Genomic DNA, 25,212 nt, shown 5'->3' on the forward strand with positions numbered 1-25,212 from the left:
ACAACATACTAGGGTTTTCCCTTAAAAACGCGTTGCTTTTAATTTAGGGTTATCCCTATAATGGTTTACCCCAAGACGAAACGGACTGGAGCAAACCATGAGCGAACTGACCCTGAACCACACTGCCCGCCTGACCGACGCGCTGGAGCGCGACCTGCTCCGCGGCGCCCTCGAAAACCAACCGAATTCCCACCCGCTGACCAGCCTGAAGAAGGCCGGCAAGGCGATCGCCGCCGCGGTCGCTGGCGTGTTCGCCTTCATCGACGAAGTCAACGAATCGATGAACAAGGCCCGCGCCGCCAGCTCGCGCTTCTCCGGCTCGCAGTGGTAAGACCAGCCGTGCCGGGCTGAGTCGCGATCGATCTCCCGCGATTGCGCCCGGCGCGCTGCCGGTGTGACGCCCGCCGCCCACGCGGCGCCCGTTGCATCGAACCCGGCGCCCCGGGTTCTCCCCTCTCACCGGGCGCCATCGCGCCGCGCCGGCCCCCCTTGTGGGGCCCCCGCGACGCCCTCCACGACGCAATCTCCATCGCCCCAGTGCGAAGCCGTCCCGAAGCGGGACCGCCTCGAACTGGGGCGATTGGCATTTTTCGGACGGCGCGACAGGCTTTTCTCCCTCTCGGCGTTTACCCTGACGCCAGCCCGGCGCGCATTGACAGCGCGCGAAGCCCCTATCGATAATCGGCCCCTTGCCGTCGTGCCTGGCGCAAAAACACCGCAAGCCCCCCGGCCGACGTTGCGTTTCCCGGTTGGCCCCTGCGCTGTTGCCCACCGCCAGCACGATCCGGTTCGTTCCCCATCCGGAGTTGTCACCATGAAGTTGCGCACCACCCTGGCCCTCGCGGCCGCCGCCATTCCCTTGGCCGCTGCCCAGGCCCAGACGCTGAAGATCGGCCTGTCCGCCGAACCCACCTCGGCCGACCCCCATTACCACAAGATGACGCAGAACGACGCGTTCTCCGCGCACGTCTATAGCTCGCTGGTGGGCCGCAGCGCCGACATGAAGCTGGTGCCGGCGCTGGCCACGTCCTGGAAGAACCTGGACGACCTGACCTGGGAATTCAAGCTGCGCGACGACGTCAAGTTCTCCAACGGCAAGCCGTTCACGTCCGAGGACGTGCTGTTCACGATCTGCCGCACGCTGAACAACGAGACCAACGTGTCGCAGTCCTACATGGACACGACCAAGCTGATCACCGACGTGCAGACGCCGGACGCGCACACCGTCATCATCAAGACCGGCGCCCCCTTCCCGCTGATGCCCGCCGAAATGGCGCGCTCGCTGCCGATCATCTGGAACGGCATCGTCGAGCACGGCAAGCTGACCTTCGACCCGAAAAAGGGTTGCGGCGTGACCGGCCCGTGGCCCACCGTGGCCGACTTCAACAACGGCAAGGACGCCATCGGCACCGGCCCGTACACCCTGAAGTCGTACGTCAAGGGCACCGGCATCGAGCTGGTGCGCAACGAGAACTACTGGGGCCCGAAGCCCTACTGGAAGGAAGTGAAGTTCGTGCCGGTGCCGGCCGCCGGCCCGCGCCTGACCGGCCTGCTGTCGGGCGACTTCGACATGATCGAAAACCCCGCCGCGCGTGACCTGCAACGCCTGAAGGACAACCCCAAGTTCGGTTTCGTGGCCACGCCCTCGACCCGCCTGGTGTTCTTCCAGCCCGACGTGGCGCGCAATCCGAGCCCGTTCGTCAAGAGCGCCGACGGCAAGAACCCGCTGCAGGACCTGCGTGTGCGTAAGGCGATTTCGATGGCCATCGACCGCAAGACCATCACCGCCCGCATCATGGACGGCATGGCCACCCCGGCCTACCAGTACATGCCCGACGGCATGTTCGGCGCGCTGCCCAAGGCCCCGGAAATCAAGTACGACCCGGAAGGCGCCAAGAAACTGCTGGCCGAAGCCGGCTACCCCAATGGCTTCGAGCTGACGCTGTCCTCGACCAACGACCGCTACGTCAATGACGGCCAGGTGGCGCAGGCCGTGGCCCAGTATCTGGCCCGCGTCGGCATCAAGACCAACGTCGACGCCATGACCGCCTCGATCTACTTCCCCAAGCGCGCCAAGCGTGAATTCAGCTTCTCGATGGGCGGCTGGCCGGCGGAAACGGGTGAAGCGTCGGCGCTGTTCCAACTGTGGGTCGCCTCGCTCGATTCGCCCAAGAGCCTGGGCACCAGCAACTACGGCGGTTTCAGCAACGCCGACTTCGACAAGGTCTACACGCAGGCCATCGTCACGGTCGACGCGCCCAAGCGCGAGAAGCTGCTGCAGGAAGCCACCCAGATCGCGCTGGACAACGTGCCGCTGATCCCGCTGCACTTCGAAAGCAGCATCTGGGCCTTCCGCAAGGGCATTACCTACGAAGGCCGCCGCGACCAGTTCACGCTGGCCACCTCGGTCAAGCCCGACGCCAAGTAACCCGGCGCGCGCGACATGAAAACGGCTGCCCTCGGGCAGCCGTTTTTCTTTGGGCGCATGCGGCGCCCCCCCCCCACGAAAAGCCTGGTGGCCCAGCGGCCGCCTCAGGCGCCCGGCCCTTCCTCCAGCAACACGTCCAGCTCGCGCGACAGCAGATCGATGAAGGCCTCCGTCTTGGACGGCAGCCGGCGGCCCTGCATGACGTGCAGTTGCAAGGTGCGCGACTGCAACTGCGCATTGGCGATCGGCACAGCCACCAGTTCGTCGCGCTTCAGGCTCCAGGCCACCGAGATGTAGCCGCTGAGCATGATGGCGTCGGAACCGAACACGAAGCCGTGCAGGGGCGAAGAGTCATTGCAGGTGAAGGTCGGTTCGAGCTGCACCGATTCCAGCAGGCAACCCATTTCGAACAGATGGCGGGTGGTGGTGCCCGGGCCGGTCAGCGCCAGCGGATAACGGCCCAGGTCCTGCAGGGTGACGTGCTTGCGGCCGGCCAGCGGATGGCCCGCGGCCATGACCGCGTGCACCGGCGCGCGCCGCGAGTAGCGCACACTGACGCCGCTGAGCCGCTCGACGTTGAAGGTCATGCCCAGTTCGACGGCGCCTTCGGCGACCCGGCGCGCGACATCGGCCGGCGTGCCCACGTGCAGGTCGAAGCGCACCTCGGGCCAGTCGCGGCGGAACCGCGCCATGGCCGACGGCAGGAAAATGCGCGCCACGCCCTCGACCGCGGCCATGCGGATCTCGTTGCGCGCCATGCCCTTGAGCGCGGCGATCTCCTGCAATACCGAATCCGATTCGAGCAGGGTGCGGCGCGCATGGGCCAGCAGCAATTGGCCGGCTTCGCTCAGCACCATGCCGCGCGCGGCGCGTTCGAACAACGCCGCGCCGGCCTCTTCCTCCAGTTTGGCAATCTGGCGGCTGATGGCCGACACCGCCACATGCAGGCGTTCGGACGCCGCGCTCAGGCTGCCCGCCTGGGCCACCTCGACAAAGTACCGCAGGGCGATGCCGTGCATGTTCGAGCCTCTTTGGGGCATGAAACCATGAAGACAAGCTTTGCCTTTTCTGCAAAGCTTTTGATAAATATTCTAATTGTAGAGAAAGCTCACCTGATCCTAGAATTTGCGCAACGATCCAGCCGGGCGCCTCCTGACGCACCCGGCCAGAAAAGGGGAAGTCCGTGTCAGCAGCAATCCCGAGCGCCACCCGCGCCGCGGCGGTCGCCCGCGCGGCCGCCTGTGCCGAGAGCGGCGCCTTGCAGCGCGACCTGGCCGCGCTGGTCGCCCACCGCACCGAAAGCCAGAATCCCGACCAGCGCCAGGCGCTCTACGACTACCTGCGCACGGCGGTCGCGCCGCGCCTGGCGGCGCTGGGTTGCGCCTGGCGCATCGAAGACAATCCGGTCGCTGGCGCCCCCCCGTTCCTGCTGGCCGAACGCATCGAGGACCCGGCCCTGCCCACCGCGCTGATGTATGCCCATGGCGATGTGGTGCGCGGCTACGACGAGCAGTGGCGCGCCGGCCTGGCGCCGTGGCGGCTGACGGCCGAGGGCGATCGCTGGTATGGCCGCGGCACCGCTGACAACAAAGGACAGTACTGCATCAACATGACCGCGCTGGAACAGGTGCGGGCCGAACGCGGCGGGCGCCTGGGCTTCAACTTGCGCATGCTGGTCGAATGCGGTGAAGAGGTCGGCTCGCCCGGCCTGCACCAGGCCTGCGCCGCCTGGCGCGAGGCGCTGGCGGCCGACGTCTTCATCGCCTCCGACGGGCCGCGGCTGGCGGCCGGCCTGCCGACACTGTTCCTGGGATCGCGCGGCACGTTGCTGTTCGACCTGACGGTCGACCTGCGCGGCCATGCTCACCATTCCGGCAATTGGGGCGGCGTGCTGCCCAACCCCGGCATCATTCTGGCGAACGCGCTGGCCAGCCTGGTGGACGCGCGCGGCCGGCTGCTGGTTGACGGCCTGCGCCCGCCCCCCATCCCGCCGGCCGTGCGCCAGGCGCTGGCGGACATCCAGGTCGGGCAGGACGACGACGCGCCCGACATCGACCCGGACTGGGGCGAGCCCGGCCTGTCGCTGGCCGAACGCCTGTTCGGCTGGAACACGCTGGAAGTGCTGGCCTATAAGACCGGCAATCCCGACAACCCGGTGGGCGCGATTCCGCCGCGCGCCAGCGCCACCTGCAACCTGCGCTTCGTGGTCGGCACCGACTGGCGCCAGACCGAGGCCATCCTGCGCCGGCACCTGGACGCGCGGGGCCTGTCGCAGGTCGCCATCCGCGTGCGGCGCGGCACCCCGGCCACCCGGCTGGATCCGGACGATCCATGGGCGCGCTGGGCCGTGGCCTCGCTGGCCACCACCACCGGCAAGCCCCCGGCGCTGCTGCCCAACCTGGGCGGCACGGTGCCCAACGACGCCTTCTCCGAAGTGCTGGGACTGCCCACGATCTGGGTGCCGCATTCCTATCCCGCCTGTTGCCAGCATGGCCCGGACGAACATCTGCTCGCCTCCGTGGCGCGCGAGGCCGCGGCGGTGATGGCCGGCCTGTTCTGGGACCTTGGCGAACAGGGCGCGGCCGTGGCCGCGCAGCGCCGGCGAACGGCCGCCCGTTGAACGCCGCCAGACCGTCGTCCCGCGCCATCCCCTATACAATCCCCTTCGCTTGATCGGAGTTCCCATGTCCTCGTCCCCTACCGCGTCCCGTCCGCGTCCCTTTTTGCTCGCCTGTCCGGATCTGGCGGCCGAGCGCGTGGGCAACACGGATACCCCCGGCGTCTGGCATTTCGACTCCGGCATGCCGGGCAAGCGCGTGATGCTCAGCGCCCTGATCCACGGCAATGAGCTGTGCGGCGCCTGGGCCCTGAAGGACGCGCTGGCCGCCGGCCTGCGACCGCGTCGCGGCTCGCTGACGCTGGCGTTCTGCAACCTGGCCGCGTTCGACCGCTTCGATCCGGCCAACTACGCGCCAGCGCGCTTTGTCGACGAAGACATGAACCGGGTCTGGAGCGACGACAAGCTGACCCAGCCCATCAGCCAGGAGCGCCGCCGCGCCGCCGCCCTGCGTCCGTGGGTGGCGCAGGCCGACTGGCTGCTGGACTTCCACTCGATGAGCAATTCCGACGTGCCGCTGCAATTGACCGGCATGGAACAGCGCAACATCGACCTGGCCCTGTCGCTGGGTAACCCCGCCACCATCATCGCCGACGCCGGCCACGCCGCCGGCGTGCGCATGCGCGACTACGGCCGCTTCGGCGAAGCCGGCGACAATGGCACCCGTTCGCTGCTGATCGAATGCGGCTTCCATGGCGCGCCCGAGGCGCGCGGCGTGGCGGCCGACCAGATGGCGCGTTTCCTGGTGGCCGCCGGCACGGTCGACCAGGCCGACCTGCCCGCCGCCTGGTTCGCGCCGCGGGCCGGCGCGCAGCGCGCGCTGCGCGTGACCCATGCCATCGCCGCCAAGAGCGCCGACTTCCGTTTCGCCGAGCCCTGGAAGGGCCTGGAAACGCTGGCGCGCGCCGGCACCGTCATCGGCTGGTCCGAGGGCGAAGCCGTGACCACCCCCTACGATGACTGCGTGCTGATCATGCCCTCGACCGCCAACCTGCGGGCCGGCGTCACCGTGGTGCGGCTGGCGCAACCCATCGTCTGAGGCACCGCGCGGCGCGCCCCCGATGGCGCGCCGCCTCATAAAAAACCACCAAGGGAAGCAGCATGTCCGCAAACGTTTTCATTCGCCGCGCGTTATCGACCTGTACGCTGGCGGCCGCCATGGCCGCCGGCGCGTCCGCCGTCATGGCCCAGTCGGCCCCGCAGACGCTGCGGATCGGCCTGTCGTCCGAACCCACGGCGATGGACCCGCACTACCATCAGGTCACGCCCAACGACGCGATGACCTCGCACGTCTTCGAGACGCTGGTCGGCCAGGACGCCAAGATGAACCTGGTGCCGCGGCTGGCGACCGCCTGGAAGGCGGTGGACGACACCACCTGGGAATTCACCCTGCGCGAGGGCGTGAAGTTCTCCAACGGCCAGCCGTTCACGCCCGAGGACGTGATCTTCACGCTGTGCCGCGCGCTGCACAATGAACAATCGATCGGCGGTTCGTACGCCGGCGTGGTGCAGAAGCTCGCCGCTATCGACGTGCGCGATGGCAACGTGCTGGTCATCAAGACCCACCAGCCCTATCCGCTGCTGCCCAACGACCTGACCCGCAACGCCATGCTGTGGAGCGGCATCGTCGAGCACGGCCCGATCCGCTTCGAGCCCAAGACCGGCTGCGGCGTGACCGGCCCCTGGCCGACCATCAGCGATTTCAACAGCGGCAAGTCCGCCATCGGCACCGGCCCATACACGCTCAAGTCGTACGTCAAGGGCAGCGCCATCGAGCTGGCGCGCAACGACGCCTATTGGGGCGACAAGCCGGCCTGGCCGAACGTGCGGCTGATTCCGGTGCCGGCCGCCGGCCCGCGCCTGACGGGTCTCTTGGCCGGCGATTTCGACCTGATCGAGAACCCCGCCGCGCGCGACGTCAAGCGCATCTCGGAAACGCCGGGCTTCGGCTACGTCATCACGCCGTCGGTGCGGGTGGTGTACTTCCAGTTCGACGTGGCGCGCAGCCCCAGCCCGATGGTGCGCGCCGCCGACGGCAAGAACCCGCTGCAGGATGTGCGCGTGCGCCGCGCGATCTCGATGGCGATCGACCGCAAGGCCATCACCGCCCGCATCATGGACGGCGCCGCCACCCCGGCCAACCAGTTCCTGCCCGACGGCATGTTCGGCACCCTGCAGCCGCCGCCCGAGCTCAAGTACGACCCGGCCGCCGCCAGGAAGCTGCTGGCCGAGGCCGGCTACCCCGACGGCTTCGAGCTGACCATCTCGTCCACCAACGACCGCTACATCAACGACGCGCAGATCTCGCAGGCGGTGGCCCAGTACCTGTCGCGCGTGGGCATCAAGACGACCGTGGACGCCATGACGCGCTCGGTCTACTTCCCCAAGCGCGCCAAACGCGAGTTCAGCTTCGCCATGGGCGGCTGGTCGTCGGAGACCGGCGAGGCCTCGTCGTTCCTGCAATATTGGGTCAGCGCCTTCGACAAGGAGCACGGCCTGGGCACCAGCAACTACGGCGGCTATGACAATCCGGCCTTCGACAAGGTCTTCAAGCGCGCCCTGACCACCGTCGATCCGGCGGTGCGCGAAAAGCTGCTGCAAGAATCCCTGACCCTGGCGCTGGCCGACCTGCCCAGCATTCCGCTGCACTTCGAAAGCAGCATCTGGGCGTTCCGCAAGGGCCTGACCTACGAAGGCCGCGCCGACCAATACACCCTGGCCATGTCGGCCAGGCCCGCCAATTAAGATCGCCGTTTGCGGCGCCTGCAACCCCGAGCCCACCAAGGAAATATCACGTGGCCCTTTTCATCCTACGCAGACTGATTCAGAGTCTGTTCGTGCTGCTGGCCGTCTCGGTCGTGGTCTTCTTCGCGGTGTATGCCGTGGGCGACCCGATCGAGCTGCTGGTCAGCCCCGAAGCCAGCCAGGCGGCGCGCGAGGCGATGATCGCCCGCCTCGGCCTGGATCTGCCCGTGTGGCAGCAATACACCGGGTTCCTGTGGCGCGCGCTGCACGGCGACCTGGGCACCTCGTTCGTGCACGGCATCCCGGCCATCGAGCTGATCGTGCAGCGCATCCCCGCCACCTTCGAACTGGTGATCGTGGCCATCGGCCTGACCTGTGTGATCGGCATTCCGCTCGGCCTGGTCGCGGGCCTGTACCGCGATGAACCGCTGGGCCGCGGCATCATGGCGTCGTCGGTGCTGGGCTTTTCGCTGCCCAACTTCTGGCAGGGCATGATGCTGATCCTGCTGTTCGCGGTGTGGCTCGGCTGGCTGCCCGCCACCGGGCGCGGCGAGACCGTGACGGTGCTGGGCGTGCGCCTGTCGATCCTGACGGCCAACGGCTGGTCGCACCTGATCATGCCGGCCATCAACCTGGCGCTGGCCAATATCGCGCTGGTGCTGCGCCTGACCGCCTCCGGCGTGGTCGAGGCCCGCAGCCAGGACTACGTGAAATTCGCGCGCGCCAAGGGCATCAAGCCCGGCCGCATCGTGCGCCGCCACATCCTGCGCAACATCCTGATCCCGGTGGTCACCGTCATCGGCATGGAATTCGGCAGCCTGATCGCCTATTCCACCATCACCGAGACCGTGTTCGCCTGGCCCGGCATGGGCAAGCTGCTGATCGACAGCGTCTACCAGCTCGACCGGCCCGTGGTGGTCGCGTACGTGATGCTGGTCACCCTGATCTTCGTGGTCATCAACCTGGTCGTGGACATCCTGTACGCCGCGCTCGACCCGCGCGTGCAACTCGTGACCCCCGCTCAATAATCGCCATGGCTCAATCTCCCAATACCGGCCGCACCCGTACCGTCCAGCCCCTGGCCGATACGCCCAAGCGCGCCTCGATCCTGAAGAAACTGCGGGCCCGCCCGACCGTGCGCGGCTCGGTCATCGCGCTGGCCATCCTGGTGGTGCTGGTGGTGTTCGCGCCCTACTTCGCGCCGCAGAACCCCTACGACCTGGCCAACCTGTCGCTGCTGGACGGCCGGCTGGCGCCGCGCCAGGCGCTGATGGACGGCAGCATCGCCTGGCTCGGCACCGACGACCAGGGTCGCGACATGCTCAGCGCCATTCTCTACGGCCTGCGCATCAGCCTGATGGTGGGCCTGTCGGCCGTGATGCTGGCCACCGCCGTGGGCGGCGCGGTCGGCCTGGTGGCGGCCTATGTCGGCGGCCTGGTCGACACGGTGCTGATGCGCATCGTCGACTTCATCCTGGGCTTTCCGACCATTCTGGTGGCGCTGGTGCTGCTGGTGGTGCTGGGGCGCGGGGTGGACAAGGTGATCCTGGCGCTGGTGCTGGTGCAGTGGGGCCACTATGCCCGCATCATGCGCAGCCGCGCGCTGCAGGAGCGGCGCAAGGAATACGTCGAAGCCGCCGCCAACCTGGGCTTTCCGGCCTGGCGCATCATGGTGTTCCACCTGCTGCCCAACTGCCTGGGCCCCGTCATGGTGTTCGCCACCATCCAGATCGCCACCGCCATCGCGCTGGAAGCGACGCTGTCGTTCCTGGGCGTCGGCGTGCCGATCACCGAACCGTCGCTGGGCCTGCTGATCTCGAACGGCTTCCAGTACCTGCTGTCGGGCGATTACTGGATCAGCCTGTTCCCGGGCATTGCGCTGTTGTTGCTCATTCTTTCAATCAATATCGTCGGCGACCGCCTCCGCGAAAGCCTGGACCCCAAGCGATGAGTGAAGTCCTTCTTGATGTGCGCGGCCTGCGCACCGCATTCCATACCGAGGCCGGCGCCTGGCTGGCGGTCGACGGCGTCGACCTGACCGTGCGCCGCGGCGAAATCGTGGGCCTGGTCGGCGAATCCGGCTCGGGCAAGTCGGTCACCGGATTTTCGCTGCTGGGGTTGATCGATCCGCCCGGGGAAGTCGTCGACGGCGAAGTGAAGTTCAAGGGCTCCGACCTGCGCAAGCTGTCCGAAGAACAGATGCGCCAGTTGCGCGGCAACCGCATCGCCATGATCTTCCAGGACCCGCTGATGACGCTGAACCCGGTGCTGCGCATCGGCGAGCAGATGATGGAAGCGATCCTGACGCACGAGGACGTGCCGCGCGCCCAGGCCGAGGAGCGCTGCCGCGAGGCGCTGGCCATGGTCGGCATCCCCTCGCCGGAAAAGCGCCTGAAGAGCTACCCGCACGAGTTCTCGGGCGGCATGCGCCAGCGCGTGGCGATCGCCATCGCCATGCTCAACAAGCCCGACCTGATCATCTGCGACGAACCGACCACGGCGCTGGACGTGACCATCCAGGGCCAGATCCTGTACCGCATGCAGGAGATCTGCCGCGAGCACAACACGGCGCTGATCTGGATCACCCACGACCTGGGCGTGGTAGCCGAGCTGGCCGACCGCGTCGCGGTCATGTACGCCGGCCGCATCGTCGAGAGCGGCCCGGTCGAACAGGTGCTGGACGCGCCGCGCCACCCCTACACCCGCGGCCTGCTGGACTCGATGCCCGGCGCCACCACGCCGGGCGCGCGCCTGCACCAGATCAACGGCATGGCGCCCAGCCTGGCCGGCCGCCCGTCGGGCTGTGCCTTCCGGCCGCGCTGCACCCACGCGGTCACGCGCTGCACCGAGCAAGCCCCCACTGTCACCACCGAAGGTTCGCGCAGCTATCGCTGTTACGTCCCGATCGCCCGCGAGGCCGAACAAGCATGAGTCAAGCCGATACCCCTGTCATCGAGCTCAGGAACGTCCACAAGCGCTTTGAACAGCGTCCCGACCTGGCCCAGCGCATCCTGGCCCTGGGCGGCCGCCCGATCGACCGTCGCACCGTGTATGCCGTCAACGGCGTCGACCTGCGCATCGGCCGCGGCGAAGTCGTCGGCCTGGTGGGCGAGTCCGGCTGCGGCAAATCCACGCTAGGCCGCGTCGTCGCCGGTCTGCACCGTCAGACCGAAGGCGACCTGCTCTATCAGGGCCAGGACGCCCGCCGCCTGCGCGGCGCCGACAAGCTGGCCTACACGCTGGGCGTGCAGATGATCTTCCAGGATCCGCAGGCCTCGCTCAATCCGCGCCAGCGGCTGCGCCAGATCCTGGGCGAATCGCTCAAGGTGCACAAGCTGGCGCCGCCGGCCGAGATTCCCGCGCGCATCGACCAGGCGCTGAAGGAAGTGGGCCTGGACACCGAGTACCGCGACCGCTTTCCGCACCAGATCTCGGGCGGCCAGCGTCAGCGCATCGGCATCGCCCGCGCGCTGATGGTGGCGCCCAAGTTCCTGGTGTGCGACGAGCCGGTGGCGGCGCTGGACGTGTCGATCCAGGCCCAGGTCATCAACCTGTTCATGGATCTGCGCGAACAGCACGGCTTCACTTACCTGTTCATCAGCCACGACCTGGGCGTGGTGCGCCACATCTCCGATCGCGTGGCCATCATGTACCTGGGCAAGATCGTCGAGATCTCGACCTCGACCGAGATTTTCGCGCGCGCCAACCATCCGTACACTCAGGCCCTGATGGCCGAGGTGCCGGACGTGGCGCGCCGCGGCCGCAAGTTCACGCCGATCAAGGGCGAAATCCCGTCGCCGCTGAACCCGCCGTCGGGCTGTACCTTCAACCCGCGCTGCCCGCACGCCATGCCGCGCTGCCGCGAGCAGGCGCCGGCGTTGAAAGAAATCTCTCCAGGCCACTGGTCGGCCTGCCATCTGAACGAAGCCAACGCCTGAACGCCATGAAACCCTCTGACATGTCCAACGTGGACCGCATCGCCATCGAACTGGGCCATGCCGGCCGCAACGCCATCGCCTATATCGACGAGGATCGCAATTCCGATCGCCCATTCAAGCTGCAGACCTACCGCCCCTACGGCTACACCCCGGACCGCCCGGTGGTGATCGTGCAGCATGGCGTGCTGCGCAACGGCGACGAATACCGCGACTTCTGGGTCGAGGCCGCCGACAAGCACAAGCTGCTGATCGTGGCGCCGACCTTCTCCAACGAAATCTGGCCGGGCGTCGAAAGCTACAACAACGGCCGCGTGTTCTCGGCCGGCGGCAATCCGCGCCACATCGACGGCTGGACCTACGCGCTGGTGGGCAACGTGATCCGCGACCTGATCGCCGGCGAGATCACCGACGGCCAGAACGTCTATCTGTTCGGCCACTCGGCTGGCGGCCAGTTCGTGCACCGGCTGATGAGCAGCCAGTCGCACGCGCCGTTCAAGGCGGTGGCGGCCGGCAACCCGGGCTGGTACACCCTGCCGACCTTCGACCACCCGTTCCCCGAAGGCATGGACGGCGTCGGCCTGACCGAGGATCACCTGGTCAAGCTGTTGGCCTACCCCATGATGATCCTGGCCGGCGACCAGGACATCGCCACCGACGACCCCAACCTGCCGTCGGAACCGGCCGCCATGCGCCAGGGGCCGCACCGCTTCGCCCGCGCCCACAACTACTTCGAGGCCGGCCGCAAGGAGGCCGAGCGCCGCGGCGTGCCGTTCAACTGGACGCTGCAAGTGGTGCCCGGCATCGGCCACGACGGCCGCGCCATGTCCGCGGTCTGCGCCAGCCTGTGGTTCGAGGGCGGCATGCCGAGCGACGCCGAGCTGGCCCGCCTGGCCGGCCAGCAGGTCGCCTGAACCTCCCCTTTCCTTCCCGATAGCTGAATCGCCATGTCCTCCCCTTCCCGCACTGAACAACTCGTCGCCGGCATCCAGAGCTGGCTGCAATGCGAATCGCCCTCGAACTTCCCCGAGGGCATCGCCGCCATGGCCCGCATCATCGCCGACTACGCGGCCGCGGCCGGCCTGACGGTGGAACTGTCGTCGCTCGGCCCCGCCACCGGCCCGCTGCTGTACGCCACCAACCGCGCCCCCGGCGACACCCGCCCCGGCATCCTGATCCTGGCGCACATGGACACGGTGCACCCGGTGGGCACGCTGCTGGAGAACCCGGTGCGCATCGAGGGCGACCGCCTCTACGGCCCCGGCAGCTATGACATGAAGGCGGGCATCTACCTGGCGCTGACGGCGCTGACGGGCGTGGCCCGCCCCGGCGCGACGCAACTGCCGGTGGACTTCCTGGTGGTGCCGGACGAGGAAACCGGCAGCCACGCCTCGCGCGCGCACATCGAGCGCTTCGCCGCCAACGCCAAGTACGCGCTGGTGTGCGAACCGGCCCGCCCCAACGGCGGCAAGTGCGTGACGGCGCGCAAGGGCACCGGCATGCTGAACCTGAACGTCAAGGGCCGGCCGGCCCACGCCGGCATGCAGCACGAGAAAGGCCGCAGCGCCATCCGCGAGATGGCGCACCAGGTGCTGGCGCTGGAGGCGATGACGGACTACGAGCGCGGCATCACCGTGAGCGTGGGCACCATCGCCGGCGGCACCGTGACCAACACCGTGCCGGCGCTGTGCCGCTGCGTGGTGGACTTCCGCGTGCCCGACATGGGCGCGGCCGAGGACGTGCTGCGCCGCATGCGCGAATTGTGCGCGGTGGGCCCGGACGTGGAGCTGGACATCGACGTCGAACTGAACCGCCCGCCGATGGTGAAGACCGAGGAAGCCGCCGCGTTGCTGGCGCTGGTGCAGGGCTATGCCGAACGCGCCGGCTTCCTGCTGGAAGACGCGCCGATGACCGGCGGCGGCAGCGATGCCAACTTCACTTCGGCCATGGGGATTCCGACGCTGGACGGCCTTGGGGCGGATGGGGATGGGGCGCATACGTTGAATGAGTACATATTGGTTTCTACGTTGGAGCAGCGGTTGAAGTTTTGGGAGTTGTTGTTGAAGGAACTTGCTTAAGGTAATTTTTGCGGCGGGTTGGGTTCTTTAGGCGCGGGTGACGGGGCAATCGTGGGCGCCCGCCGCCAGGGCCGCCTGCCCGAGGGGCGACCTACGAAAGCTCCCCGGCCTCACGGCAGAAACCCACCATCGCCTAGAATATTCCCAAGAGAAGCCCCACAAAAAAAAGCCCATGCAAGAAGCCTCCTCCCGCAGCGCCATCGCCTACGGCCTGGCCACGATCGCCGTCGATGGCACCATCCTCGATACCTGGTATCCGCGCCCGTCCCTGACGGACACGACGCCCGCGGGCGGCACCCGGCACCTCACGCCGGAAGAAGCCCGCGCCGCCCTGGGCGAGCACGTTTCCACTTCGCTGGGACGCGACACCCGCCGCAAGGTCGACATCGTCGCCGTGCGCACCGCCATCGCCTCGCTCGACGCCCCGCCCGCGGACGCGCATGACGCCTACCTGCGGCTGCACCTGCTCAGCCATCGTCTGATCCGGCCGCACGGCGCCAACCTGGACGGACTGTTCAACGTGCTGGCCAATGTCGCCTGGACCTCCGCCGGCCCCTGCGCCGTCGATCAGGTCGAGGCGCTGCGCTGGCAACTGCGCGCCACCGGGCAGATCCTCGAAATCCGCGGCGTCGACAAGATCCCGCGCATGACCGACTACGTCGTGCCCGCCGGCGTGCGCATCGCCGACACCGCCCGCGTGCGGCTCGGCGCGCACCTGGCGGCCGGCACCACCGTGCTGCACGAAGGCTTCTGCAACTTCAACGCCGGCACCCTGGGCGCGTCGATGGTCGAAGGCCGCATCAGCGCCGGCGTCATCGTCGATGACGGCACCGACGTCGGCGGTGGCGCCTCCATCATGGGCACCATGTCCGGCGGTGGCAAGCAGGTGGTGGCGATCGGCAAGCGCTGCCTGCTGGGCGCCAATTCCGGCATCGGCATCTCGCTGGGCGATGACTGCGTGGTGGAGGCAGGCTGCTACATCACCGCCGGCACGCGCGTGCTGACGCCGGAGGGCGCGGTGGTCAAGGCCGTGGAACTGGCCGGCCAGCACGGCCTGCTGTTCCGCCGCAACTCGCAGACCGGCGCGGTCGAGACGCTGGTGCGCACGGCCGCCTGGGGCACCTTGAACCCGGCGCTGCATACCGGGCACTGACGCCGCGGCAACGCGCGGGGCTTCAGGCGCCCGGCGGCACCGGCGCGAACGGATAATGCTCGACCCGGCCACGGCCGGCGATGATGGCCGTGGCTTCGGGCACTTCTTCCCACGCGCCCGGCATCTCGCTCAGCGGCTCGGACAGCAGCAAGAAGGCATCGTCATCGAGCGCCGCGACCTTCGGGTCGTCGGGATAGAGTTCGCGCAAGTGGCGCACGCAGGTGTTGTGGAACAGCGTGCGCGAATCGCGCTCGCTGGAATAGCGCACCGCGATCAGGCGCTCGCCGTCCAGGGCGCAGACCGTCATGTTGATCGGCCGCGCCACGCCATGGCGCCGGCCGGTTTCCTCGACCACGCCGACCATGCGCGCCAACGCCGGCAGCGGGTCTGCCTCCAGGCCGAAGGTCAGGGCCAGCAGAAACATCACCTCGGAATCCGTCGACCCTTCCAGCGAGCCGAAGTACGCCGGCGCGATCATCAGCATCAGGTCGCGCCGCAGCAGGGGATAGTCGCGGATGACGCCGTTGTGCACGAACAGCCAGTTGCCGTGGCGAAACGGATGGCAATTGGTTTCCTGGGCCGGCGTGTCGGTGGCGGCGCGGATGTGGGCCACGAACAGCGGCGAATGGATGGCGCGCGCGGCCTCGCGCAGGTTGCGGTCGTTCCAGGCCGGATGCACGCTGCGGTAGCGGAACGGCGGCTCGCATGGCGGGCCGTACCAGCCCAGGCCGAAACCGTCGCCGTTGGTGGTGGTGGCGCCCATGCGCGCATGCAGGCTCTGGTCGATCAGCGAGTGCGTGGCCTTGAACAGCACGCTCTCCATTTGCAGGGGACTGCCGGTGTAAGCCAGCCAGCGGCACATGATGGGCTCCTTGAAAGCCGGCCCGGCGCGGGACACGCGGACCGCCCCCAGTGTAGGAGCGCGGCGCAATTTTCTACAAGTGCGCGCCAGCGCCGCCGGGCATAGTGCAGGCCTGTCAGTCGACTCTGGAGTCTTACCCTTGGACACACCCGTCTCCTCTTCGCCCCAATTGGGTTTCGCCAGCGACAACACCGCCGGCGCCAGCCCGCAGATCCTGACCGCGCTGCTGCGAGCCAATGAGGGGCAGGCCGCCGCCTATGGCGCCGATGCCCTCACCCTGCGGGTCGAACGGCGCCTGGCCGAGATCTTCGAGCGCGAGGTCGACGTATTGCTGGTGCCCACCGGCACCGCCGCCAACTCGCTGGCGCTGGCGGCATTGACGCCGCCGTGGGGCAGCGTGCTGTGTCACGCGCACAGCCACATCGCCAACGACGAATGCGGCGCGCCCCAGTTCTACAGCGGCGGCGCGCGCCTGGCGCTGCTCGATGGCGCCGCGTCCAAGCTCGACCCGGCCCGGCTTGCGGCGCAGGCGCGCGGCAGGGCCGGCGACGTGCATTCGATGCCGCCCGCCTGCGTCAGCATCACCCAGGCCACCGAGACCGGCAGCCTATACACCCTGGACGAGATCGGCGCCATCGGCGCCGTCTGCCGCGATGCCGGGCTGCCCCTGCACATGGATGGCGCGCGCTTCGCCAATGCCCTGGTCAGCCTGGGCTGCACTCCGGCCGAAATGACCTGGAAGGCCGGGGTCGCGGCGCTGTCTTTCGGCGCCACCAAGAACGGCGCGCTGGGCGCGGAAGCCATCGTGCTGTTCGAACCCGGGCACGCCACCGAGTTGGCCTACCGGCGCAAGCGCGGCGGCCACCTGTTCTCGAAGATGCGGCTGCTGTCGGCACAGATGGACGCCTATCTGGCCGACGACCTGTGGCTGCGCAACGCGCGCCAGGCCAACGCCATGGCGGCGCGGCTGGCCGCCGGCATGGCGAGCCTGCCAGGGGTCGAACTGCAGGGGCCGGCCGAGGCCAATATCCTGTTCTGCCGCTTGCCCGCCGCCGCCATCGATGGCCTGCTGGCGCAGGGCTTCCGCTTCTATCACGACCGCTGGGAGCCGGGCGTGGCGCGGCTGGTCACGGCGTTCACCACCCGCGAACAGGACGTCGATCACTTCCTGGCGGCGTTGCGGGCGCTGCTGCGCCAAGCCCGCTAGCGGCGCAGTTGCGATGGGGCGGCGCGGGTGGCGCGGCGGGGCCTGCGCGCTCAGGCCGCGCGCCGGTAGGCCGACGGCGCCACGCCGTAGGCCGAGCGAAAAGCGCGGTTGAAATGGCTCTGATCGTAGAAGCCGACCTCGGCGGCGACCTGCGCGATCGAGGCCGGCGCCCGCGCCAGGGTGGCGCAGGCCCGCTCCAGCCGCAGCCGCGTCAGCCAGGCGTGGGGCGTCAGGCCCACCGACAGCGCGAAGCGGCGCAGGAACTGATAGCGGCTCAGCCCGCACAGGCGCGCCAGATCCGCCAACCCGATCTTCTCGCCCAAGTGCGCCTGGCAATAGTCCAGCACCCCCCGCAGATGGGACGCCGACAGGCCTCCGCGCACCTGCTGCGGCTTCACCACGCCGGTACGGGCGAACAACGCGCCCATCAAGGCCAGCGACGCAGCCTCGTGCGCCAGCGGCCCGGCGGCGCCGTCCGCCATCCATGACGCGTGCAGGGCCACGAAGCGGGCGGCCAGGCCGGCGTCTTCGATCAGGGTGCCCAGGAAACGTTCGCCGGGCGCGCCGTCCGCGACCTCGGCGATGAAGCCGCGCATCAGTTCTGGCGCGATGCGGAACGTCTTGAGGGTATGGGAATGACCATAGTCGGCCACGCCGGCGCCGTCATGCACCTCGCCCGGCGGCATCAGGGCGACGCCACCCGGGCCCAGCAGCGTGCTGCGACCGCGGAAGGTCTGGCGCTGCACGCCCTGGGTCACCAGGCCGATGTGGTAGTCGACGTGGTAATGCCGCTCGAAGCGGAAATCGACCAGCCGCGCCACGCCCAGCACCAGGCCCGGCGTGCCGGGCACCGGTCGATAACGCACGTCGTCTTTCATCGTCAGCGCCATGGTGCAAAACGGCAGGTATAGCCCCGCGCGCGCCTGCCGGTCTTGTAATTTATTGCGGCATCACTTCTTCAGCAAGGCCTTGAGCATGGCCATGCGCTCCTTGGGATTCATGGCGGCGGTGGTCTCGTCTTCCTGGATGCCCGGGGCGTCCAGGCCCATTTCCTCAATGAAGCGCGAGGGCTCGCGCACCAGGTCCTCGCGCGCCCGGCGGCGGCGCTTGCACCAGCTCAAATGCAGGCTGCGCTGGGCGCGGGTGATGCCCACATACATCAGCCGCCGTTCTTCCTGGATGCGCGTGGCCAGGTTCTCGGCGGCGCGCGCGGGGTCGCCAACCTCGTCGTCCTTGCCCAGGTGCGGCAGCAGGCCTTCCTCGACACCGGCCAGGTAGACGTGCGGATACTCCAGGCCCTTGGAAGCGTGCAGCGTCGACATCTTGACCGCGTCCGGCTCCTCTTCCTCGCCGCGTTCGAGCATGGTCACCAGCGCCACGTGCTGCACCAGCTCGAACAGGGACATGTTGTCCTCCTCGGCCTTGCGCTTGAGCCAGCCGGTCAGCTCCAGCACGTTCTGCCAGCGGGTCTGCGCCGGGCGTTCGTCGAACAGCTCGAACAGGTGGCGCTCGTACTGGATCGCCTGCACCAGGTCGTCCAGGATGACGCCGGCCGGCTCGGCCGGCGCGCCATCGGTGCCGGCGGTGGCGCCACGGCCGGCGCGCCACTGCATGCGGCGGATGAACTCGGTGAAGGTGCGCAGCGGCTCGAGCTGGCGCGGCGCCAGCAGGCTTTCCAGTCCGGTTTCGGCGACCGCGGCCAACAGCGACAGCTCGCGGCTGGCCGCGTACTGGCCCAGCGTCTGCAAGGTGGACTGGCCGATGCCGCGCTTGGGCGTGGTGGCGGCGCGGATGAAGGCCGGATCATCGTCATCGTTGGCCAGCAGCCGCAGATAGGCCAGGATGTCGCGCACCTCGGCCTTGTCGAAGAAGCTCTGGCCGCCCGCGATCGTGTACGGGATCTTCAGGTTGCGCAGCGCCTGCTCCAGGATGCGCGACTGGTGGTTGCCGCGATACAGGATGGCGAAGTCCTTCCACTGCGCCTGGCGCTCGAAGCGCGCGGCGGAGATCTTCATGGCGATGGATTCGGCCTCGTGTTCCTCGCCATCCATGGCGCACACCACGATCGGCTCGCCCACGCCCAGGTCCGACCACAGCTTCTTTTCGAACAGCTTGGGGTTCTTCTCGATCACCTGGTTGGCCGCCGCCAGGATACGCTGCACCGACCGGTAGTTCTGCTCCAGCTTGATGAGCTTGAGATTGGGGTAGTCGGTGGTGAGCTTGGCCAGGTTCTCGATGGTCGCGCCACGCCAGGCGTAGATGGCCTGGTCGTCGTCGCCCACGGCGGTGAACATGGCGCGCGAGCCGGTCAGCAACTGCACCAGGCGGTACTGACAGACGTTGGTGTCCTGGTACTCATCGACCAACAGGTAGCGCACGCGGTTCTGCCAGCGCGTGCGCACTTCTTCGTTGTTGGCCAGCAGGATCGCCGGAATGCGGATCAGGTCGTCGAAGTCCACCGCCTGGTACGCGGCCAGCGTGGCGGCGTAGCTGCGATAGACATTGGCCGCCTCGACGTCGCCCGGCGTGATGGCCTCGCGCGCGGCGTCGTCGGGCTCCATCAGCGCGTTCTTCCACAACGAGATGATGCCCTGCACGTGGCGCAGGCGGGCCTTGTCGGTGGTGGCCAGCAGTTCCTGGATGATGGCCATGGCGTCATCGGCATCGAGGATCGAGAAGGTCGGCTTGAGGCCGGCATTGCGCGCCTCTTCGCGCAGCAGCTTCACGCCCAGCGAATGGAACGTGCTGATGGTCAATCCCTTGCCCAGCTTGCGGTCCACCAGCGTCTTGACGCGCTCGTCCATTTCGCGCGCGGCCTTGTTGGTGAAGGTCAGCGCCACCACGTTGCGGCCCATGTAGCCGCATTCGCGCAGCAGGTAGGCGATCTTCTGCGTGATGACGCGCGTCTTGCCGCTGCCGGCGCCGGCCAGCACCAGGCAGGGACCGTCCAGGTACAACACCGCCTCTTTCTGCGCGGGGTTCAGGCCGTGGCCGATGGGTTCGTGTGCGGACATGGGATTCGGGAAAAGGGGAACGACATAGAGTAATCGGACGGGCGCCGAACCCGGCTCAGATTTCCAGCGGGTCGACCTCCAACTGCCAGCGTACCCGCGCGTCGTTGGCCAGGTACGGCAGGTGGTGCGACCAGGACGCCAGGAAGGCTTGCAACGCCGGCCGGCTGGTGCTTTCCACCAGCAGTTGGGCGCGCTCGATATTGGCCACCCGCACCACGCGCAGCGGCACCGGGTCGTACAGCATGATCGCGTCCAGCCCCGGGAAATCGGCGGCCCACTCGCCCTCGGGCAGGGCGCGCGCCCGTTGCAGGAAGGCTTGGGCCACCGCCAGCTCGCGCGCCTCGGCCGTCAGCAGCGCCTGGTAGGCGAACGGCGGCAAGCCAGTGCTTTCGCGCTCCCGCAAGGCATGGCGCGCGAAGCCCGCGTAGTCGTGGCGCAGCAAGGCCTGGTACACCGGCTGTTCGGGATAACCGGTCTGGATGATGACCTGGCCGTTGCCCTGGTGGCGGCCGGCGCGGCCGGCCACCTGCATCAGTTGCGCGAACAGGCGCTCGGGCGCGCGAAAGTCGTGCGCGAACAGCGCCGAATCGGGATTGAGCACGCCCACCAGTCCGAGCCGCGCGAAGTCATGGCCCTTGGCCACCATCTGTGTGCCCACCAGGATGTCGACCTCGCCCGCGTGCACCGAGGCGAACAGCGCCTCGGCGCTGCCCTTCTTGCGGGTGCTGTCGGCGTCGATGCGCAGGATGCGCGCGTCGGGAAACAGCTCGGCCAGATGCTCCTCGACCCGCTGCGTGCCGCGCCCCATGGGCGCGAGATCCTGGTCGCCGCATTCGGGGCAGGCATGCGGCACCGGCGCCTGGTAGCCGCAATGGTGGCACTGCAGCCGGTGGCCACGGCCGGGCGTGCGGTGCAGCACGGTGAAAGCGGTGCAGCGCGGGCAATTGCTGACCCAGCCGCAAGACTGGCAGTGCAGCACCGGCGCGAAGCCGCGCCGGTTCAGGAAGATCAATGACTGTTCCTTGCGCGCGAGCCGCTCGCCGACGGCCTCCAGCAGCTGCGGCGACATGCCGTGCTTCATCGGCAGGCGGCGCGTGTCCACCAGTTTCATGGTCGGCAGCGAACTGGCGCGGGCGCGCGCCGGCAGGGCCAGCCGCAGGTAGCGGCCGCGCTCGGCGTGCAGCCAGGTTTCCAGCGACGGCGTGGCCGAGCCCAGCACCACCGGGATATCCAGATCGTGGGCGCGCCATACCGCCAGATCGCGCGCGGAATAGCGCAGGCCGTCCTGCTGCTTGTACGACGCGTCGTGTTCTTCGTCGACCACGATCAGGCCCAGTTCGCTCATGGGCGCAAAGATCGCCATGCGCGTGCCCAGCAGCATGCGCGCCTGGCCGCGCTGCGCGCGCGCCCAGGCCTGCAACCGCTCGCCGTCGGACAGGCCGCTGTGCATCACCGCCAGACCGTCCGGCCCCAGCAAGCCTTCCAGCCGCGCGCGCAGGGCGCCTTCCAGCTGCGGCGTCAGGTTGATTTCCGGCACCATCAGCAGCACCTGGCGGCCGGCCGCCAGCACTTTCTCGGCGGCGCGCAGGTAGACCTCGGTCTTGCCGCTGCCGGTCACGCCGTACAGCAGCACCGGCTTGAACGCAGTGAGCGCGGCGATGGTGTCCACCGCCTCGCGCTGGGCGTCGTTCAATGCGGGCGGCTGGTCGGCCGCGACAGGATTGCGGGCGGTCTTGCGCTTGCGCCCGTCCAGCCGCGCCACCGGACCGCCCGCCGAGCGCTTGCCCTGATAGGCGGTCGGCTTGCGCAGCGGCGGCGGCAGCGTCGGCAGCATCACCTCGCCCAAGGGCCGCTGGTAGTACTCGGCGGCAAAGCGTGCCAGGCGCAGCCAGCCCTCATCGAACGGCGGCAGGTCATGCAGCACCTGCTCGATCGGCTTGATCTGCTTCGGCTCGTAGGACGGCTCGGCCGGATTGTCCACCACCACCCCGATCAGCTTGCGGCGGCCGAACGGCACGATCACCCGCAGGCCGGCGGCGATCGGCTCGTGATGACGGTAATCGAACGGGCCAGGCAGCGGCACGTCCAGCGCGACGCGCACCCAGCAGACTGCAGCGGGCGCGGCCGGCGTGGATTCGACCAGCGCGAAGACTTCAGACATGGATCGGGGAACACAACATGGACAGGGCGGGGCCAGGCCGGGGATCGGCAAACGGGATCAGAATGGACAGGCCGGGCCGATGCCCGGGCCAGGCAGGATTGTCGCCGCAACGCGGTCCTCAACACCAGGCCCAGCCTGTGGATAACTTTGGGGAAAAGGCGAGAGCAACGTCAGGATTTGGAATAAGGCAAGATTGCATCAACTCTTGCAACCTTGTTGAAAACCCATTTAATTCCAACAAAAACAATAGCTTAAACAAACTTCCAAGATTGTAAACCAGCTTCTAAAGGGTTTTCCCCGAGCGCAATCTTGCTGTGCACAACTGCGCTCGCGGGCCCTCGACACCCGGCCCTCGGGGCCGAAGCGTTCACTCACTTACCCCCTGAGCGAGCGGCTGTGACGGTGGACTTCATCGACCAATTCGGCTACCGCCTCGGGGGGGGTGAAGCGCGAAATGCCATGGCCCAGGTTGAACACATGGCCGCCCTTGCCCACCGGGCCGAACGCATCCAGCACCCGCCGCGCCTCGGCGCGGATGGCCGGCCCACCGCCGAACAGGGCCATCGGATCGAGGTTACCCTGGAACGCCACCGAATCGCCGGTACGGCGCCGCGCCGCCGCCAGATCGACGGTCCAGTCCAGTCCGACGGCGTCGCAGCCGCAGGCGGCAATCTCTTCCAGCCATTGGCCCCCGCCCTTGGTGAAGACGATGGCCGGCACGCGGCGGCCTTCGTGTTCGCGCGTCAGGCCGGCCACCACCTTGCGGGTGTAGGCCAGCGAGAACTGCTGGAACAGGCCGTCGGCCAGCACCCCGCCCCAGCTGTCGAACAGCATGACGGCCTGGGCCCCGGCGGCGATCTGCGCGTTCAGGTATTGCAGCGTGGCCTCGGCGTTGATCTCGAGGATGCGATGCAGCAGGTCCGGGCGCGAATACAGCATGGTCTTGACCAGGCGGTAGTCGTCGCTGCCCTTGCCTTCGACCATGTAGCAGGCGATGGTCCACGGACTGCCGGCGAAGCCGATCAGCGGCACCTTGCCATCCAGGTTGCGGCGGATGGTGCTGACGGCGTCGAACACATAGCGCAGCTTGTCCATGTCGGGCACGGCCAGACGCGCCACGTCTTCCTCGTGGCGTACCGGGTGGGCGAAGCGCGGCCCCTCGCCCTCGGCGAAGTCCAGTCCCAGGCCCATGGCATGCGGCACGGTCAGGATGTCGGAGAAGAGGATGGCCGCATCGAGATCGTAGCGCTCGAGCGGCTGCAAGGTGACTTCCGAGGCGTAGTCCGGGTTCTGAGCCAGGCCCATGAAGGAACCGGCCCGGGCCCGCGTCTCGCGGTATTCGGGCAGGTAGCGGCCCGCCTGGCGCATCAGCCAGATCGGGGTGTAAGGCACGGGCTCGCGCAGCAGCGCGCGCAAGAACACGTCGTTCTTCAAGACGGAAGCGGACACGGCTATCCTCGATGATCGGAAGCCGTGATTTTACTGCCCCAAGCTGACAGGGCGCGGCGCGCATCCGATGCGGGCTTGCCACGCCGCAAACCGCGCGGCTTTTACCGCGCCGCGACTCGTGGCGCCACGGGTCGCGTACCCCGCTCATGGCCGCGCCCCGCCAACGCGCCCGCCCCGCCGCTAGGGCCGCTCCTGCTCGGCCTGCCGCCGGTACGGCGACGCGTCAATGCCGTGTTTGCGCATCAGCGCCCAGAACGCCCGCCGATGTTTGCAGGAGGCACGCGCGGCCCGCGCCACGTTGCCCTGGTGACGGGACAACGCCAGGCGGATGTAGTCGGATTCGAAGCCATCGACCACGCGCGCCTTGGCCTGCCGGAAAGGTTCCGGCATGTCGCGGGCCGGCTGGTAGCGCAAACCCGCCAGCCCCTGTTGCAGGACTTGCCGCGGCACCCGCGGCCGGGCGCCCGCCCCGCCCGCGGGCCGCGCCGCGGCGGCGTATACGGCGCCGGGCTCTTCCAGCCGTTCGCCCAGCAACGGCGCGCGCCGCGCCAACCGCTCCAGGCGCACGCGCAGGCTTTCGAGGCAATACGGCGCGGCAATGAAATCGGCGGCGCCCAGCCGCAACAGGTCTTCGATGGCGGGCGCCGTCATGTCGTGCACCAGCAGCAGGACCGGCGTGGCCAGCGCGGCGCGCGCCTGCTGCAAGGACATGCGGGTCCAGGCCAGCGATGCCGGCGCGACCGGCAGGACGCAGTGATCGTATCGGCGCAGGCCTACCGCCAGGCCCGCCAGCGCATGGGTATCCGGGCCGCCCGGACCAGTGCCCGGCTGGCGCAAGGGCACCAGATGCAGCCGTACCCGCGCCAGCCGCGGCTGGTCGCGCGCCACCCAGTCGCCCATGGCGGCTTCGTGGCCCGGGGTCAGCAGCACCGCGCAATCCATGGTTTCTCGCACGCTATTCCTCCAGGTTCGAATTGCAATCCCTGAAGACTACCGGCGTCCCGTCCCCCTCGCTATTCGTAGTGCACGCAAGCCGGCCCGCGGTTAACCGAGGGGAGCCGCGCGCGCCAATGAAAAAAGCGGCCAGGGGCCGCTTTTTCCGGATCCGGGGCGAACCCCGGCGGGTGACGCGCTCAGTGCGAGCGGCCGCCTTGACGCAGCTTGCGCGCGGCGATGGCTTGCGCCGCCAGCATCGCCAGCTCGGCTTCGACAACCGCGATGTCGGCCTTGTCCTTGGCGTTGGCCAGGGCCTCTTCGGCGCGCTTGCGCGCTTCCAGGGCACGGGCCTCGTCCAGGTCGGCGGCACGGATGGCGGTGTCGGCCAGGACCGTCACGCTGCCCGGCTGCACTTCCAGAATGCCCCCGGCGACGAAGATGTTTTCCTCGCCTTGGTCGGCACGGACGATCTTGACCGTCCCGGGGCGTATGCGCGAGATCAGCGGGGTGTGACCGGGCAGAATGCCCAGCTCACCCGCTTCGCCAGGCAGCACCACGAACTTCGCCTCACCGGAGAAGATCGCTTCCTCTGCGCTGACGACATCCACATGCAGGGTAGCCATATCG

At 68.5% G+C, this 25,212-nt stretch carries 21 protein-coding genes; 13 read left to right on the top strand and 8 right to left on the bottom strand.

The features are described 5' to 3' along the window. The first annotated feature begins 97 nt into the window (after positions 1-97). Both ACN6O8_RS11805 and ACN6O8_RS11810 read left to right on the top strand, forming a co-directional pair. Positions 98-331, top strand: coding sequence for a hypothetical protein (locus ACN6O8_RS11805; protein WP_427991235.1), 234 nt, complete (start codon positions 98-100; stop codon positions 329-331). 483 nt (positions 332-814) lie between these two features. Beyond that, positions 815-2,428 carry an ABC transporter substrate-binding protein gene (locus tag ACN6O8_RS11810; RefSeq protein WP_427991236.1) on the top strand — a complete coding sequence of 538 codons (1,614 nt, stop codon included), beginning with the start codon at positions 815-817 and terminating at the stop codon, positions 2,426-2,428. Between the two features lie 104 nt (positions 2,429-2,532). On the opposite strand, the gene ACN6O8_RS11815 is transcribed toward ACN6O8_RS11810, so the two are convergent. Continuing rightward, positions 2,533-3,447 (bottom strand): LysR family transcriptional regulator, encoded by a 915-nt coding sequence (locus ACN6O8_RS11815; protein ID WP_427991237.1) that lies wholly within the window; start codon positions 3,445-3,447, stop codon positions 2,533-2,535. Between the two features lie 164 nt (positions 3,448-3,611). Between ACN6O8_RS11815 and ACN6O8_RS11820 the strand changes: the two genes are divergently transcribed. The 10 genes from ACN6O8_RS11820 (at position 3,612) to dapD (ending at position 14,956) form a co-directional block, all read left to right on the top strand. Further along, a complete protein-coding gene (locus ACN6O8_RS11820; RefSeq protein WP_427991238.1) occupies positions 3,612-5,048 on the top strand; it encodes a M20 family metallopeptidase in 1,437 nt (478 codons plus the stop codon). 64 nt (positions 5,049-5,112) lie between these two features. Beyond that, the gene (locus tag ACN6O8_RS11825) at positions 5,113-6,084 is read left to right on the top strand and encodes a succinylglutamate desuccinylase (RefSeq protein ID WP_427991239.1); all 972 of its coding nucleotides are present in this window, start codon (positions 5,113-5,115) and stop codon (positions 6,082-6,084) included. A 62-nt stretch (positions 6,085-6,146) separates the two neighbouring features. Next, positions 6,147-7,790, top strand: coding sequence for an ABC transporter substrate-binding protein (locus ACN6O8_RS11830; RefSeq protein ID WP_427991240.1), 1,644 nt, complete (start codon positions 6,147-6,149; stop codon positions 7,788-7,790). 50 nt (positions 7,791-7,840) lie between these two features. Then, the gene (locus ACN6O8_RS11835) at positions 7,841-8,818 is read left to right on the top strand and encodes an ABC transporter permease (RefSeq protein WP_427991241.1); all 978 of its coding nucleotides are present in this window, start codon (positions 7,841-7,843) and stop codon (positions 8,816-8,818) included. A gap of 5 nt (positions 8,819-8,823) precedes the next feature. Further along, a complete protein-coding gene (locus ACN6O8_RS11840) occupies positions 8,824-9,741 on the top strand; it encodes an ABC transporter permease (RefSeq protein ID WP_427991242.1) in 918 nt (305 codons plus the stop codon). Next, complete coding sequence (locus tag ACN6O8_RS11845) at positions 9,738-10,721, top strand: ABC transporter ATP-binding protein (protein ID WP_427991243.1); 984 nt, start codon at positions 9,738-9,740, stop codon at positions 10,719-10,721. Before ACN6O8_RS11840 ends, ACN6O8_RS11845 begins: the two co-directional genes overlap by 4 nt. Then, complete coding sequence (locus tag ACN6O8_RS11850) at positions 10,718-11,728, top strand: ABC transporter ATP-binding protein (RefSeq protein WP_427991244.1); 1,011 nt, start codon at positions 10,718-10,720, stop codon at positions 11,726-11,728. The genes ACN6O8_RS11845 and ACN6O8_RS11850 overlap by 4 nt, the downstream gene beginning before the upstream one ends. A gap of 5 nt (positions 11,729-11,733) precedes the next feature. Continuing rightward, entirely contained in the window at positions 11,734-12,639 is a 906-nt protein-coding gene (locus ACN6O8_RS11855; protein ID WP_427991245.1) for a prolyl oligopeptidase family serine peptidase, read from the top strand. A 33-nt stretch (positions 12,640-12,672) separates the two neighbouring features. Next, positions 12,673-13,803 carry a M20 family metallopeptidase gene (locus ACN6O8_RS11860; RefSeq protein ID WP_427991246.1) on the top strand — a complete coding sequence of 377 codons (1,131 nt, stop codon included), beginning with the start codon at positions 12,673-12,675 and terminating at the stop codon, positions 13,801-13,803. Between the two features lie 172 nt (positions 13,804-13,975). Then, on the top strand, positions 13,976-14,956 hold the full coding sequence (gene dapD, locus ACN6O8_RS11865) for a 2,3,4,5-tetrahydropyridine-2,6-dicarboxylate N-succinyltransferase (RefSeq protein ID WP_427991247.1): 981 nt from the start codon (positions 13,976-13,978) through the stop codon (positions 14,954-14,956). A 22-nt stretch (positions 14,957-14,978) separates the two neighbouring features. On the opposite strand, the gene ACN6O8_RS11870 is transcribed toward dapD, so the two are convergent. After that, positions 14,979-15,818: a class II glutamine amidotransferase gene (locus ACN6O8_RS11870; protein ID WP_427991248.1), complete on the bottom strand. Its 840-nt coding sequence runs from the start codon at positions 15,816-15,818 to the stop codon at positions 14,979-14,981. A gap of 139 nt (positions 15,819-15,957) precedes the next feature. Here ACN6O8_RS11870 and ACN6O8_RS11875 point away from each other — a divergent pair, with 139 nt between their 5' ends. After that, a complete protein-coding gene (locus ACN6O8_RS11875) occupies positions 15,958-17,025 on the top strand; it encodes a threonine aldolase family protein (RefSeq protein WP_427991249.1) in 1,068 nt (355 codons plus the stop codon). A gap of 50 nt (positions 17,026-17,075) precedes the next feature. Here ACN6O8_RS11875 and ACN6O8_RS11880 read toward each other — a convergent pair whose 3' ends face one another. The 6 genes from ACN6O8_RS11880 to ACN6O8_RS11905 form a co-directional block, all read right to left on the bottom strand. Then, on the bottom strand, positions 17,076-17,903 hold the full coding sequence (locus ACN6O8_RS11880) for a helix-turn-helix domain-containing protein (protein WP_427991250.1): 828 nt from the start codon (positions 17,901-17,903) through the stop codon (positions 17,076-17,078). A 72-nt stretch (positions 17,904-17,975) separates the two neighbouring features. Continuing rightward, positions 17,976-20,039 carry a UvrD-helicase domain-containing protein gene (locus ACN6O8_RS11885; protein WP_427991251.1) on the bottom strand — a complete coding sequence of 688 codons (2,064 nt, stop codon included), beginning with the start codon at positions 20,037-20,039 and terminating at the stop codon, positions 17,976-17,978. Positions 20,040-20,094: 55 nt separating this feature from the next. Continuing rightward, on the bottom strand, positions 20,095-22,200 hold the full coding sequence (locus ACN6O8_RS11890) for a primosomal protein N' (RefSeq protein ID WP_427991252.1): 2,106 nt from the start codon (positions 22,198-22,200) through the stop codon (positions 20,095-20,097). Between the two features lie 375 nt (positions 22,201-22,575). Further along, entirely contained in the window at positions 22,576-23,649 is a 1,074-nt protein-coding gene (gene hemE, locus ACN6O8_RS11895; RefSeq protein ID WP_427991253.1) for a uroporphyrinogen decarboxylase, read from the bottom strand. Positions 23,650-23,829: 180 nt separating this feature from the next. Continuing rightward, the gene (locus ACN6O8_RS11900; RefSeq protein WP_427991254.1) at positions 23,830-24,603 is read right to left on the bottom strand and encodes a helix-turn-helix domain-containing protein; all 774 of its coding nucleotides are present in this window, start codon (positions 24,601-24,603) and stop codon (positions 23,830-23,832) included. Between the two features lie 179 nt (positions 24,604-24,782). Further along, entirely contained in the window at positions 24,783-25,208 is a 426-nt protein-coding gene (locus ACN6O8_RS11905; protein WP_006392535.1) for a F0F1 ATP synthase subunit epsilon, read from the bottom strand. Between the last annotated feature and the right edge of the window lie 4 nt (positions 25,209-25,212).

This window comes from Achromobacter sp., from assembly GCF_050285565.1.
GTDB lineage: Bacteria > Pseudomonadota > Gammaproteobacteria > Burkholderiales > Burkholderiaceae_B > Achromobacter.